Annotated in this window: 13 protein-coding genes; all 13 read right to left on the bottom strand. The window is 67.6% G+C overall.

Annotated elements, in window-relative coordinates; translation table 11 throughout:
• Positions 1–28: 28 nt before the first annotated feature.
• Positions 29–388 (bottom strand): ribosome silencing factor, encoded by a 360-nt coding sequence (gene rsfS / locus GBG68_RS00730; RefSeq protein ID WP_226801491.1) that lies wholly within the window; start codon positions 386–388, stop codon positions 29–31.
• A gap of 11 nt (positions 389–399) precedes the next feature.
• Positions 400–1,044 carry a nicotinate-nucleotide adenylyltransferase gene (nadD, locus tag GBG68_RS00725; protein ID WP_413463302.1) on the bottom strand — a complete coding sequence of 215 codons (645 nt, stop codon included), beginning with the start codon at positions 1,042–1,044 and terminating at the stop codon, positions 400–402.
• A gap of 13 nt (positions 1,045–1,057) precedes the next feature.
• Positions 1,058–2,329, bottom strand: coding sequence for a glutamate-5-semialdehyde dehydrogenase (locus tag GBG68_RS00720; protein ID WP_152144082.1), 1,272 nt, complete (start codon positions 2,327–2,329; stop codon positions 1,058–1,060).
• Positions 2,330–2,379: 50 nt separating this feature from the next.
• A complete protein-coding gene (gene holA / locus GBG68_RS00715; RefSeq protein ID WP_152144081.1) occupies positions 2,380–3,396 on the bottom strand; it encodes a DNA polymerase III subunit delta in 1,017 nt (338 codons plus the stop codon).
• Positions 3,397–3,441: 45 nt separating this feature from the next.
• Positions 3,442–3,966, bottom strand: a complete 525-nt coding sequence (lptE, locus tag GBG68_RS00710; protein WP_152144079.1) for an LPS assembly lipoprotein LptE — start codon at positions 3,964–3,966, stop codon at positions 3,442–3,444.
• Positions 3,967–3,968: 2 nt separating this feature from the next.
• A complete protein-coding gene (gene leuS, locus GBG68_RS00705) occupies positions 3,969–6,563 on the bottom strand; it encodes a leucine--tRNA ligase (RefSeq protein ID WP_152144077.1) in 2,595 nt (864 codons plus the stop codon).
• Positions 6,564–6,767: 204 nt separating this feature from the next.
• Complete coding sequence (locus GBG68_RS00700) at positions 6,768–7,265, bottom strand: zinc ribbon-containing protein (protein ID WP_152144075.1); 498 nt, start codon at positions 7,263–7,265, stop codon at positions 6,768–6,770.
• 151 nt (positions 7,266–7,416) lie between these two features.
• Positions 7,417–8,973, bottom strand: coding sequence for an apolipoprotein N-acyltransferase (gene lnt, locus GBG68_RS00695; RefSeq protein ID WP_152144072.1), 1,557 nt, complete (start codon positions 8,971–8,973; stop codon positions 7,417–7,419).
• 2 nt (positions 8,974–8,975) lie between these two features.
• The gene (locus GBG68_RS00690) at positions 8,976–9,839 is read right to left on the bottom strand and encodes an HlyC/CorC family transporter (protein ID WP_152144070.1); all 864 of its coding nucleotides are present in this window, start codon (positions 9,837–9,839) and stop codon (positions 8,976–8,978) included.
• Positions 9,840–9,887: 48 nt separating this feature from the next.
• Entirely contained in the window at positions 9,888–10,337 is a 450-nt protein-coding gene (gene ybeY / locus GBG68_RS00685) for an rRNA maturation RNase YbeY (protein WP_152144068.1), read from the bottom strand.
• A complete protein-coding gene (locus tag GBG68_RS00680; protein ID WP_152144066.1) occupies positions 10,330–11,331 on the bottom strand; it encodes a PhoH family protein in 1,002 nt (333 codons plus the stop codon). The genes ybeY and GBG68_RS00680 overlap by 8 nt, the downstream gene beginning before the upstream one ends.
• An 86-nt stretch (positions 11,332–11,417) precedes the next feature.
• The gene (miaB, locus tag GBG68_RS00675) at positions 11,418–12,755 is read right to left on the bottom strand and encodes a tRNA (N6-isopentenyl adenosine(37)-C2)-methylthiotransferase MiaB (protein WP_152144064.1); all 1,338 of its coding nucleotides are present in this window, start codon (positions 12,753–12,755) and stop codon (positions 11,418–11,420) included.
• 98 nt (positions 12,756–12,853) lie between these two features.
• The gene (locus GBG68_RS00670; RefSeq protein ID WP_226801481.1) at positions 12,854–13,072 is read right to left on the bottom strand and encodes a hypothetical protein; all 219 of its coding nucleotides are present in this window, start codon (positions 13,070–13,072) and stop codon (positions 12,854–12,856) included.
• Between the last annotated feature and the right edge of the window lie 61 nt (positions 13,073–13,133).

The raw sequence follows: 13,133 nt of genomic DNA, 5'->3' as shown, positions 1-13,133 counted from the left end.
CGAATCCGTATGGAGAAGGCGGCTTGCTTCAGGCGATGCCTTCCGCTTCCGCCTCCAGGGACCACACGTCTTCCAGACGGTAGGTGTCCCGGGTCTGGGGCAGCATCACATGCACCACCGCGTCGCCCAGGTCCACCAACACCCACTCGGAACCGCTCTCACCCTCCACGCCCAGGGGGCGCAGGCCGGCCTCCTTCACCGCGTCGAGGACGTTGTCGGCGATGGCTTTCACGTGGCGGTTGGAGTTGCCCGAGGCGACGAACATCAGGTCGGTGATGGAGGTGCGCCCGCGCACGTCCAGCATGACCGGGTCGACGGCCTTGAGATCCTCCAGCGCGCCCATCACCAGCGTGTTCAGCTGCTCGGTGGACAGTTCAGCTTTCATCATTACAGCGGCACTCACCCTACTTGCGGATAACCATACCAGCCCTCTCGGGCCATGAGCCGCCAGCACGCCAGCGGCATGAGAAACTGCGCGGAACGCCCCTGGGCGATCAGCCGACGCACGGATGTGGCGGAAATATCGAGCTGGGTCACCGGCTGGAACCACACCCGTCCCGCCGGGGCCTCGCGCAGGCCGGCGGGCGTGCGCAGTTCGCGCTCGGCCAGCCAGTCGCGGAATTCGCCATTCACCGGGCGGCGGCTGCCGGGGCGGTTCAGCACCACGATGTGGGCGTAACGCTCCAGTTCCCGCCAGCGATACCAGGTGGGCAAGCCCAGGAACGCGTCCATGCCCAGGATCAGACACAGGGCGTCGTCGGCGCCGCTCTCCGCGCGCAGCGAGGCCAGGGTGTCCACCATATAAGACGGCCCTGAGCGCTGAAGTTCCCGGGTGTCCACGGAAAAGCCGTGGTAGTCGGCGGCCGCCAGGCGCAGCAGGTGCAGCCGCGCGTCGGCAGCCAGGCGTGGCTGGGGACGATGGGGCGGGACCTTGGCGGGCACCAGGCGCATGCCCGCCATGTTCAGCGCCTGCTGCACTTCCAGCACCGGGCGCAGATGCCCGTGGTGCACCGGGTCGAAGGTGCCACCGAAGATCCCGAGCAGGCGCCGGTTCAAATCAGTTCCGGACGTGGCCGTCACCCAGCACCACGTACTTCTCGGTGGTGAGCCCCTCCAGGCCCACCGGGCCCCGGGCATGGAGCTTGTCGGTGGAAATCCCGATCTCCGCGCCCAGGCCATACTCGAAGCCGTCGGCGAACCGGGTGGAGGCGTTGACCATCACCGAGCTGGAGTCCACCTCGCGCAGGAAGCGCCGGGCCCGGCTGTAGTCCTCGGTGACGATGGATTCGGTATGCCGGGAGCTGTAGCGCTCGATGTGCTCCATGGCCTCGTCCAGGTCAGCCACCAGGCGGATGGAGAGGATGGGCGCCAGGTACTCGGTGGCCCAGTCCTCGTCGCTGGCCGCGTTCATCTCGACGATGGCGCGGGTGCGCTCGCAGCCACGCAGCTCCACGCCCACGTCCCGGTAGCGCTCGGCCAGGGAGGGCAGCAGCTCGGCGGCCACTGCCTCATGCACGAGCAGGGTTTCCATGGTGTTGCAGGTGCCGTAGCGCTGGGTCTTGGCATTGAAGGCGATGGCCGCGGCCTTGCCCAGATCCGCCTTGTCGTCCACGTACACGTGGCAGATGCCGTCCAGATGCTTGATCACCGCGACGGTCGCATCCCGGCTGATGCGCTCGATCAGCCCCTTGCCGCCCCGGGGCACGATCACGTCCACGTAATCGTTCATGGTGATCAGCTCGCCCACGGCGGCGCGATCGGTGGTGGCCACCACCTGCACCGCCTCGCCGGGCAGCCCCGCCTGCTCCAGCCCGGCGCGGATGTGCTCGGCAATCGCGCGGTTGGAGTGGATCGCCTCGGAACCGCCGCGCAGGATCGCCGCATTGCCGGATTTCAGGCACAGGGCGGCGGCGTCGGCGGTCACATTGGGGCGGGATTCGTAGATGATGCCGATCACGCCCAGCGGCACCCGCATCTTGCCCAGCTGGATGCCCGAGGGGCGATAGTTCAGATCCCGGATCGCGCCCACCGGATCGGGGAGCGCGACAATCTGACGCAGGCCGTCGGCCATGGCCTGGATACGCTCGGGGGTGAGTTCCAGGCGGTCCAGCAGCGCGGCGTCCAGGCCGTTATCGCGGCCGGCCTTCATGTCCCGGGCATTGGCCTCGGCGATGGCCTCGGCGTGCTGCTCGATGCGCGCGGCGATGTGTTCGAGCGCTGCGTTCTTGGCGCCGGATTCGGCCCGGCTCATGGCGCGCCCGGCCTGGCGGGCGGCGCGGCCCAGCTCGCGCATATAGTCCTGGATATCGGTTTCGACGATGGCGTTCATGATCCGTCCGTTAACGTGCCTCAAACCCTGTAGGAGTGTGGGCGGTGGCTCTAGCGCTGCGCGCCCGCGGCGCGGGCGAACAATATGGCCAATTGTAACAACTCGTCCCAGGGTCTGCCTTCTCCCACCCCCTTCAAGGCGCGGTCGGCGCGGGCGGCGCGGGCGAGCAAGGTCTCCCAGGTGCTGGCCGGCGTGCCGCGCAGGGCGGTGCGCAGCTGCTCGGCGCGGCTCTTCCAGACCCGCTCGCGCTTGAGCACGCCGGCCGGATCACCGCGCCGGGCCTGCTCGGCGGCGAGCTCCGCCAGCAGGCGCAGATCCCGGGCCAGGGTCCAGAGCACCAGGGTGGGCTCCACCCCTTCGGCGCGCAGCCCGTGGAGGATGCGCAGTGTCCGGGCCGGGTCGCCGGCGAGCACCGCGTCACTCAGGTCGAAGACATCGTAACGGGCGCTGTCGGCCACCGCGGCCTGGACTTGTTCCAGCGCCAAAGGCCCTTCGCCGTGGAGCAATTGCAGCTTGTCGATTTCCTGGGCGGCGGCGAGCAGATTGCCCTCGGCGCGCTGTTCCAGCAGCGCCAGGGCCTCGCGGCTGGGGGTGAGGCCCCGCTCGCGCAGGCGCTGGGCGAGCCAGCCGGCGAACGCCCGCCCGCTCACCGGCCAGACGTAGAGGAAAGTGCCGGCCTGCTCGATCTTGCGCACCCAGGCGGACTTGCGCTGGCTGGCGTCCAGCCGGCCGCAGCTGATGATCAGCACCGTGTCCTCGGGTGGACGCGCGCAGTAGTCGCCGATGGCCTGGCTGCCGGGCCTGCCCGGCTTGCTGTTGGGAATGCGCAGCTCGAGGATGCGCCGATCGCCAAACAGGGAGAGGCTGCCGGAGGCCTCGGCGAGGCGGTTCCAGTCGAAGCCAGTGCCGACTTCCAGGACTTCGCGTTCGCTGTGACCGGCCTTGCGGGCGGCGGCGCGGATGGCGTCCAGGGCTTCCTCCAGCAGCAGAGGCTCTTCGCCGGCCACCAGGTAGACCGGAGAGAGTTGTTGGGCGAGCTGCTGGGGGAGTTGGCGCGGGTTCAGCACGGGCTCAGGCCGCTCCTGCAGGGGGAGAGGTGGGCCGCATCGCGGTTACTCCGCCTCGGGCTCGGCGGTGGCGCCCAGCAGGGACTGGACGCGCAGGAGCATCAGGCGCACGGCGTCGTAGCGCAGCTCCTGGCTCAGGCGCTCTTCCCGGGCACGGCTGGCCTGGACGTTGTCGGCATCGTACTCATAGGAGCGCACGCTGCTGCTCTGACTGGCCGGCAGCAGCTCCACGCCTTCGCCGTTTTCCACCCGGTAACTGAGCCTGTAACGGAGCTCGTATTCGTTGGCGTCGATGTTCCGATCAACTCCGACGATCTCGCGCACTTGGCGCTCGCCCAGCACGAACAGCGCGATATCGGCGTTCTCCTGGCGCTCCACCAGGTTCGCCTGGGAAGCCAGCAGCTCACTGCGCACCCGGTTCTCGAGCTCCGGGCCCCCCTGCACCGACAGATACACCTGAGCTCCACCCATGGAGGCCCCCGTCCCCTGACCGCGCAGGTGCCAGCCGCAACCCACCAGCAGGCTCACCAGCAGCAGGCTGATCAGGCCGTTGAGAGAACGCGTACCCATACTCACCCCGCCACCACGATGTTCACCAGTTTGCCCGGCACCACGATCACGCGCTTGACCTCCTTGCCTTCCACCCAGGGCTGGACCTTGGCGTCGGCGAAGGCGGCCTGCTCGGCGCTCGCCTTGTCGGCATCGGCCGGCAGTTCGATGCGCCCGCGCAGCTTGCCGTTGACCTGCACCACCAGCTCCACGGAATCGCGCACCAGGGCTTCGGGGTCCGGCCGCGGCCAGCGGGCCTGGGCCACCAGGCCCTCCTTGCCCAGCGCCTGCCACAGGGCGTGGCAGATGTGCGGGGTGATGGGCGCGAGCACCAGCACCGCCACCTCCAGGCCTTCCTGCAGCACCGCCCGGCCCTGTGCGCTGTCGTCCTCGGCCTTGCCAAGGGCGTTGCACAGTTCCATCACCGCGGCGATGGCGGTATTGAAGGTGTAGCGCCGGCCAATGTCATCACCGACCTTGCGCAAGGTCTCGTGCACCTTGCGGCGCAGGGTCTTCTGGGCGTCGGTGAGCGTCGCCACCTGCGGGGCTTCGGCCGGGCCTTGGGCCACATGCCGCTGCACCAGGGACCAGAGCCGTTTGAGGAAGCGGTACGCCCCTTCGACACCGGAATCGGACCACTCCAGGGACTGATCCGGGGGGGCGGCGAACATGGTGAACAGCCGCACGGTGTCGGCGCCGTAGCGGGCGATCAGGGTCTGTGGGTCCACGCCGTTGTTCTTGGACTTGGACATCTTCTCGATGCCGCCCACTTCCACCGGCTCGCCGTCACTGGCGAGCTTTGCCGCGGTGACGCTACCCTTGGCGTCTCGTTCCACCAGCACGTCCTGGGGGTTGTACCAGCTCTTGCCGCCGTTGGCCTCTTCCCGGTAATACGTCTCCGCCACCACCATGCCTTGGGTGAGCAGGTTCTCGTAGGGCTCGTCGCAGTCCAGCAGGCCCTCGTCGCGCAGCACCTTGTGGTAGAAGCGCGAGTACAGCAGGTGCAGGATGGCGTGCTCGATGCCGCCGATGTAGTGGTTCACCGGCAGCCAGTAACGGGCGCGCTCATCGAGCATGGCCTCGGTGTTGCCGGCGCTGGCGAAGCGGGCGTAGTACCAGCTGGACTCCATGAAGGTGTCGAAGGTGTCGGTCTCGCGCTCGGCCGCGGCGCCGCATTCCGGGCAGCGGGTGTCGATGAACTCGCGCATCTTCTTCAGCGGAGAGCCGCCGGATTCGTCGAAGGCCACCTCTTCCGGGAGCACTACCGGCAGATCCTCGTCGGGTACCGGCACATCGCCGCAGGCGGGGCACTTGATCATGGGGATCGGCGCGCCCCAGTAGCGTTGACGGGAAACGCCCCAATCGCGCAGGCGGAAGTTCACCCGCCGCTCGCCCCGTCCCAGCTCGGCGAGCTTGTCGGCGATGGCCGCGAAGGCCTGCTCGGAGCTGAGCCCGTTGAAATCGCCGGAGTTGATCAGCACGCCCTTGTCGGTGTAAGCGCCTTCGGAAAGATCCGGCGCCTCGCCGTCGGCCGGGGCGATGACCGGCTTGATCGGCAACCCGTAGGCGCGGGCGAATTCCCAATCGCGCTGGTCATGGCCGGGGACGGCCATGACGGCACCGGTGCCGTAGTCCATGAGCACGAAATTGGCGGCGTAGATCGGCAGCCGCTCACCGGTGAGCGGGTGCACGGCGCGCAGCCCCGTGTCCACGCCCTTTTTCTCCATGATGGCCAGGTCGGCCTCGGCCACCTTGATGTGGCGGCATTCCTCGATGAACGCGGCGAGCGGCGGGTGTTCGGCGGCGCGGGCCTTGGCCAGCGGATGCTCGGCGGCCACGGCTACGTAGCTGGCGCCGAACAGGGTGTCCGGGCGAGTGGTGTAGACGGTGAGCGTCTCGTCCAGGCCGTCGAGCGGGAAGTGCATCTCCACGCCCTCGGAACGGCCGATCCAGTTGCGCTGCATGGTGCGCACCTGCTCGGGCCAGCCCGGGAGCCTGTCCAGCTCGGCAAGCAGCTCCTCGGCGTAGTCGGTGATGCGGAAGAACCACTGGGGGATCTCGCGGCGCTCCACCGGCGCGCCGGAGCGCCAGCCGCGGCCGTCGATGACCTGCTCGTTGGCCAGCACCGTCTGGTCCACCGGGTCCCAGTTCACCGTGGAGGTCTTCTTGTAGGCCAGGCCCTTGCGGTACAGGCGGGTGAACAGCCACTGCTCCCAGCGGTAGTAGTCCGGGTCGCAGGTGGCGAATTCGCGGCTCCAGTCGTAGCCGAAACCCAGCGCCTGGAGCTGACCGCGCATGTACTCGATATTCTCGCGGGTCCAGCGGGCCGGCGGCACATTGTTCTTGATGGCGGCATTCTCCGCCGGCAGGCCGAAGGCATCCCAGCCCATGGGCTGGAGCACGTTGCGCCCCTGCATCCGCTGGTAGCGGGCGATCACATCGCCGATGGTGTAGTTGCGCACGTGCCCCATGTGCAGCCGGCCGCTGGGATAGGGGAACATGGACAGGCAGTAGTATTTCTCACCCGGCGCATCCTCCCGGGCCTTGAAGACCTGCGCGGCCTCCCAGTCCTGTTGCGCCTGCGCCTCGATCTGTTCCGGCTTGTACGTCGCGTCCATCAATCCCGCCTGAGTGCCTGTAAGAATCACGGTTTCGGAGAGCCGGGAAGGATACCGCAGGGGGCGGTGGTAGTTAAGGACACGCAGGCTTGGGAGGGAGCGTAACCACAGAGACGCAGAGGTGCACAGAGGAGAAGCCTGTCAAATGATTCGCTTTCTCCGCATAGCTCTGTGTCCTCGGTGGTTATGCTTCCCCCGGCGGACCTACCGCGCCGGACGCACGAACTCCTCGCCGCCGCAATCGGGGCAGGCGGGCACGTGGGCGGCTTCCTTGAAGGCGATAATGTAATCGCAGCTGATGCATTTCAGCGCACCGGGGCCGACGATCTCGCCGCTGTAGTAGACACGCTGCTGTTCATCGGCGCGGCGCTGCAGCTCCAGCAACTGCAGCTTGGTCTGGTCGGCGGCGGCGCTGAAGGTATCCCAGAGCCAGTTCTCGATCAGCTGCACGTCCATGTGGAACCAATCGCGCAGATCCCGATCGGATTCGGCCAGGTATTCGCCGGCCTCTTCCACATCGCGGCGCAGGAAATCCCCCACCCGGTCGGCTTCCTCACGGGTGAGTTCCCCCAACTCCACGGTGCGCTGCTTGGCCCGCTCCAGGGCCTCCCGCAGGGAGAGGTCCTTGAGGTCATCGCGCAGGCGGCGAAGCATGCGCTCGTAACCGCGGAGCAGGCGCTGCTCGTTCTGGTGCTCGCTCATGGGTGGGGCTCCGGTTTGCGGCAAGGCCTATGGGAACAAGCTAGGGCTTGGGAGGGGGCATGTCCAGTAGGAGCGGCTCACGGCCGCGAATGGTTTTGACGCGGCGGAAGGCATTTCGCGGCCATGAGCCGCTCCTACAGGGGCGCGGGGGCTAAGCGCGGCGGCGGGCGGCTATCAGCATCACCAGGCAGAACCCGACCACCGGCCAGTCCCGCCAATGCACGTAAGGGGTGCCGCCTTCCCTCGGCTGCACCTCGCCGCGCAGCACCCCGGTCTGGAAGGCCGGCAGGCGCTCGGTGACCCTGCCGCGATGATCGATCAGGGCGGTGATGCCGGTGTTGGTGGCGCGGATCATGGGGCGTGCGGTCTCGATGGCGCGCATGCGGGCCATCTGCAGATGCTGGTGCATGGCGAGCGAATCGCCGAACCAGGCATCGTTGCTGACGTTGAGCAGCAGGCGGGCATGGGGCAGCGCCTCGGCGATCTCGGCGGGGAAGATCACTTCGTAGCAAATGGAGGCAGCCGCCGGCACCCCGGCCACTTCCAGCACGCCGTGGCCGGTGCCGCGGCTGAAGTCGGACATGGGCGCACCGAGAAAATCCAACGCCCGGCCCAGCACGTCGCGCAGCGGCACGTACTCGCCGAACGGCACCAGATGGCGCTTGTCGTAGCGCCGTCCGTCCAGCGTCACCAGGCTGTTGTAGGCCTGGCGATCATTGAAATCGTGCACCGGGGCGCCGAAGACCACCGCCGTGCCGTGGCGCGCGGCCTCGCGGCGCAGGGGGCGCAGCAGCATTTCTTCCACCCGGTGGGCGTAATCGGGCACCGCCGTCTCGGGCCAGAGCACCAGATCCGCATCCCAGTTCCGGACCGTGAGCGAGACGTAACGCTCCAAGGTGGGCAGGCGCTGCTCGGGCAGCCACTTCTCACCCTGCGGGACGTTGCCCTGGACCAGGGCGACGCGCAGCGGCTCGCCGGTGGGCGTGCTCCAGGCGCGGTCCAGGGCTGGGGGCAGGAGGAGCAGGACCAGGAGGGGCACACCCAGCTGCAGGAGCGACGCATGGCCGCGAGTCCGGTTTTGCGAGAAAGATTCACGGCCAGGAGCCGCGCCTGCCGGGGAGGCGCCGGGAAGGAGAAAAGCTTTTGCCACCGACCAGGCCAGCAGGCCCGCCGCCAGGCACAACAGCAGCCCCACCCCCAGCACGCCGAACACCGGCGCCACACCGCTCAGCCAATAGCCGGTCTGGGTATAGCCCACGCTCAGCCAGGGATTGCCAGTGAGCAACCAGCTGCGCAGCCATTCCACCAGTATCCACGCGGCCGGCAAGGCCAACAGGAAAGCCGCCGGCCCGGGGCGCGGGCACAGTCGCCGCGTCAGCCACACGGCCAACAGGGGAAACAGCGCGAACACGGCGGCCAGCACCAGGCAGACGAACACCGCCACCAGTGGCCCGCCGCCGAACTGGCTGATGCTGATATACACCCACCAGCAGCCCAGCCCAAAGCTGGCAAAACCAAAACACCAGGCACTCAGCAGTGCTTGGCGGCGCGGCGCGCACAGGGCGGGGACGAACAGCAGAGACAGCGCGAAGGGCGCCAGCCACCACCATTCGAAGGGCGCGAAGCCGAGCGGCAGCGCCGCGCCGCCGGCCAGCCCCGCGAGCCAGGCGCGGCGCCCGGCCAGCCAGCGCTGCAGCGCCGTCCGCATGGCTATTGGGTGGTTCCCGTTTCGGCCCGGGTGACCATCAGCAGGTGGATGCGCCGGTTATCGGCGCGGATCACCTGGAAGCGGAACGCACCCAGCTCCACGCTCTCGCCGCGGCGCGGCAACCGGCCGAAGGAGTGAGCCACCAGGCCGCCGATGGTGTCGAATTCCTCATCGGAGAAGGCCGTGCCGAAGTGCTCGTTGAAGTCCTCGATGGGCGTGAGCGCCTTGACGATGGTGTGGCCGTTCTCGTGGGTGAGGATCTGGGTGTCCTCCTCGAAGTCGTGCTCATCGCCGATATCACCGACGATCTGCTCCAGCACGTCCTCGATGGTGACGATGCCGGCCATGCCGCCGTACTCGTCCACCACCACCGCCAGATGGTTGCGGCTTTCGCGGAATTGCTTGAGCAGGGCATCCAGCCGCTTGGCCTCGGGGATGAACAGCGCCGGGCGCAGGATCTCGCGAATGCGCAGCTCCTGGCCGTTGCCCTGGTTGGCGAACATGGCCAGCAGATCCTTGGCGATGAGGATACCCACCACGTCATCGCGGTTATCGCCGGTGACGGGAAAGCGGGAATGGCCGGTTTCAACGATGATGGGGAGCAACTCCTGCGGACTGGCGTCCCGGGACAGGGCCGCCACCTGGGAGCGGGGGACCATGATGTCGCGGGCCTGCAGTTCGGAGACGTGCAGCACCCCTTCGATCATCGCCAGCGCATCGGCATCGACGAGGCCCTTCTGTTGGCTCTCGCGGATCAGATCCGTTAACTCCTCCCGGTCCGTGGGGGTGCTGGAGAATGCCTGGCTCAGCCGGCCCAGCCATGAACGCTGGGCGGTGGTAGACGGACTAGGTCGGTCTTCGCTCATCGAACCTTCACATGTGTCGGTCGCCGGGCGGATCGCCCGGCGCGCAGTTTAGTCGCTGGCGTAGGGGTCAGGGAAGCCCAGGGAGGCGAGCAAGTCCCGCTCCAGGGTCTCCATGACCTGCGCCTCGGCGTCGTCCTCATGATCATAGCCCAGCAGATGCAGACAGCCATGTATGAGCATGTGCGCCCAGTGGGCATCCAGCGCCTTGCCCTGCTCGGCGGCCTCGCGGGCCACCACCGGCGCGCAGATCACCAGATCGCCGAGCAGAGGCAGCTCCACCCCGGGCAGAGCCTCGTAAGGGAAGGAGAGCACATTGGTGGGATAGTCCCGGCCGCGGTAGTCGCGGTTGAGATCCTGCCCTTCGGGCTCGTCGACGATGCGAATGCTCAGCTCCGCCTCGTCCCGGCGACCGGCGAGGGCGGTTTCCGTCCAGCCGCGCAGGGTGGCCTCGTCCGGCGCAGGGGCGTCGGTGGCGTATTGAACGTCAAGCTCAAGCATGGGGGGAGACCTGATCATAGGCCTGCACGATGCGCTGGACCAGGGTGTGGCGCACCACATCCTGGGCGCTGAAGAAGGTGAAACTCACCCCCTTCACGTCGCGCAGCACCTCGATGGCGTCGCGCAGGCCCGAGGGCTTGCCGTGGGGCAGGTCCACCTGGGTCACGTCGCCGGTCACCACCGCCGTGGAGCCGAAGCCCAGGCGGGTGAGGAACATCTTCATCTGTTCCACCGTGGTGTTCTGCGCTTCGTCCAGAATGATGAAGGAGTGGTTCAGGGTGCGACCGCGCATGTAGGCGAGCGGCGCGATCTCGATGACATTGCGCTCGATGAGCTTGGCCACCCGCTCGAAGCCGAGCATTTCATACAGCGCGTCGTAGAGCGGGCGCAGGTACGGGTCCACCTTCTGGGCAAGATCCCCGGGCAGAAAGCCCAGCCGCTCGCCCGCCTCCACCGCCGGGCGCACCAGCACCAGGCGCTGCACCAGGTCGCGCTCCAGTGCATCCACCGCGCAGGCCACGGCCAGATAGGTCTTGCCGGTACCCGCCGGGCCCACGCCGAAGTTCAGGTCATGGGTGAGGATATTGTGCAGATAGCGCCGCTGGTTCGGACCGCGGCCGCGCACTTCCATCTTGCGGGTGCGGATGGTGACCTCGCCGGGGTCGTCCACGGGCTGCTCCAGGCGGGCCTGGACGTCGGAACTCTGCAGGGCCAGGTGAATGGTGTCGGGGCTGAGCGCGCTCTTCGCCGCCTGGGCGTAGAGGTCTTCCAGCACCTTGCGCGCCGCCTCCACCACCCGCGCCGGGCCAATGACCCGGAAGCGATGCCCCCGGTTCTTGAGCTCCACACCCAGGCGGCGCTCCACCTGGCGGAGATTTTCATCCAGTTGCCCGCAGAGGTTGGCCAGTTGCTGGTTGTCGGCGGGGCTGAGCTCGAAGTCGAGGGTCCGGGGCTGATCGTTCAAGGGTGTTCCGGGCGCTCCTGTGCGCGGCATGGGCATATAGGGCGTACCTTGTCACCGGGCTGGCGGCTTGGCAAGGGGGATTCGCGGCCACGAGCCGCGATTTCCCAAGCGGAAAATCAGGCCGCGGTGGTCTCCACCATTTCGCCGCGCAGGGAATTGCTCAGCGCCTCGGTGATGCGCACCTCGACGAACTGGCCGATCAGCCGCGGATGGCCGGCGAAGTTCACCACCCGGTTGTTCTCCGTGCGCCCGGCGATCTGGTGCGGGTCCTTCTTGCTGCGCCCGTCCACCAGCACCTTCTGCACGCTGCCCACCATGCTCTCGCTGATCCGCCGGGCATTGGCGTTGATGGCCGCCTGCAGGCGCTGCAGGCGCTGCTGCTTCACCTCGAGCGGCGTGCGATCGGCCAGGGAGGCCGCCGGGGTGCCCGGGCGGGCGCTGTAGATGAAGCTGAAGGACTGGTCGAAACCGATCTGCTCGATCAGCGCCATGGTGTCCTCGAAGTCGTCCTCGGATTCGCCGGGGAAGCCGACGATGAAATCGGAAGAGAGGCTGATGTTCGGGCGAATCTCCCGCAGCCGGCGCACCTTGTCCACGAACTCGGCCACCGTATGGCCGCGCTTCATGAGCTTCAGCACCAGATCCGAGCCGCTCTGCACCGGCAGGTGCAGGTGATCCACCAGCTCGGGCACCTCGCGGTAGGCCTCGATCAGGCTGTCGGAGAACTCCACCGGGTGGGAGGTGGTGTAGCGGATGCGCTCTATACCCTCGACGGCCGCCACGAAGCTCACCAGCAGCGCAAGATCCGCCACCGTGCCGTCTTCCATGGGGCCGCGATAGGCGTTGACGTTCTGCCCCAGCAGGGTGACCTCACGCACGCCCTGGGCGGCAAGCTGGGCCACTTCGGCGATCACGTCATCGAAGGGCCGGCTGACCTCCTCGCCCCGGGTGTAGGGCACCACGCAGAAGGTGCAGTACTTGCTGCAGCCTTCCATGATCGAGACGAAAGCCGTAGGGCCCTCGGCGCGGGGCTCGGGGAGGCTGTCGAACTTCTCGATCTCGGGGAAGGACACATCCACCTGGGGGCGACGATCGGCGCGGGTGGCGTCGTACATGGCCGGCAGGCGGTGCAGGGTCTGGGGGCCGAAGACCAGATCCACGAAGGGGGCGCGCTTGACCAGCGCCTCGCCCTCCTGGCTGGCGACACAGCCGCCCACCCCGATCACCAGGTCCGGCTTGGCCTCTTTCAGCTTGCGCCAGCGGCCGAGCTCCGAGAACACTTTCTCCTGGGCCTTCTCGCGGATGGAGCAGGTATTGAGGAGGATCATGTCCGCCTCCTCGGGGCTGTCCACCCGCTGGAAATCCCGCGCCGCGCCGAGCAGCTCCGCCATCTTCGCGGAGTCGTACTCGTTCATCTGGCAGCCGTGGGTCTTGACGTAGAGTTTGCGGGACATGGCGGTAAGTGTCTGATAAAGCGGATGGGGAGAGAAGGATACTCAGGGGCGCGGTGGGGGTAAAGGCAGTGGTGCCGCTCCTGCAGGGGAAGGGGGCCTTACCAGAGCGTTCGCACATGTTTATAAGACATGATCCTGTCGTCGGCGGTGACCAGCTCGACATTGAAGCGTCGAGCCAGGGCAACGATCATCCGGTCCGCCGGATCCTTGTGAAACTCGCCCGGCAGCCGCGTCGACTCCACCGCCCTCGCCTTGAACTGCGATTTGGAAGCTTCGTCGGTATGCATGTCCGCGCGCTGGTCATCAGCAATAGTCATTATTGCTAGCACTGCCCGGTGACCACCTCAAGTGGTCATCTCCTCCCGTGTCGGAGCGGCT

The sequence above is a fragment of the Alkalilimnicola sp. S0819 genome, from assembly GCF_009295635.1.
In the GTDB taxonomy this organism is placed as follows: Bacteria; Pseudomonadota; Gammaproteobacteria; order Nitrococcales; family WHIW01; genus S0819.
This window is presented reverse-complemented; position numbering and strand designations above follow the sequence as displayed.

What these genes read in the sequence shown, in the direction of transcription:
- GBG68_RS00700 (WP_152144075.1), bottom strand. Translation starts at nt 7,265, where the DNA reads ATGAGCGAGCACCAGAACGAGCAGCGCCTGCTCCGCGGTTACGAGCGC.
- rsfS (WP_226801491.1), bottom strand. Translation starts at nt 388, where the DNA reads ATGATGAAAGCTGAACTGTCCACCGAGCAGCTGAACACGCTGGTGATG.
- GBG68_RS00720 (WP_152144082.1), bottom strand. Translation starts at nt 2,329, where the DNA reads ATGAACGCCATCGTCGAAACCGATATCCAGGACTATATGCGCGAGCTG.
- GBG68_RS00670 (WP_226801481.1), bottom strand. Translation starts at nt 13,072, where the DNA reads ATGACTATTGCTGATGACCAGCGCGCGGACATGCATACCGACGAAGCT.
- ybeY (WP_152144068.1), bottom strand. Translation starts at nt 10,337, where the DNA reads ATGCTTGAGCTTGACGTTCAATACGCCACCGACGCCCCTGCGCCGGAC.
- GBG68_RS00690 (WP_152144070.1), bottom strand. Translation starts at nt 9,839, where the DNA reads ATGAGCGAAGACCGACCTAGTCCGTCTACCACCGCCCAGCGTTCATGG.
- leuS (WP_152144077.1), bottom strand. Translation starts at nt 6,563, where the DNA reads ATGGACGCGACGTACAAGCCGGAACAGATCGAGGCGCAGGCGCAACAG.
- GBG68_RS00680 (WP_152144066.1), bottom strand. Translation starts at nt 11,331, where the DNA reads ATGCCGCGCACAGGAGCGCCCGGAACACCCTTGAACGATCAGCCCCGG.
- lptE (WP_152144079.1), bottom strand. Translation starts at nt 3,966, where the DNA reads ATGGGTACGCGTTCTCTCAACGGCCTGATCAGCCTGCTGCTGGTGAGC.
- lnt (WP_152144072.1), bottom strand. Translation starts at nt 8,973, where the DNA reads ATGCGGACGGCGCTGCAGCGCTGGCTGGCCGGGCGCCGCGCCTGGCTC.
- miaB (WP_152144064.1), bottom strand. Translation starts at nt 12,755, where the DNA reads ATGTCCCGCAAACTCTACGTCAAGACCCACGGCTGCCAGATGAACGAG.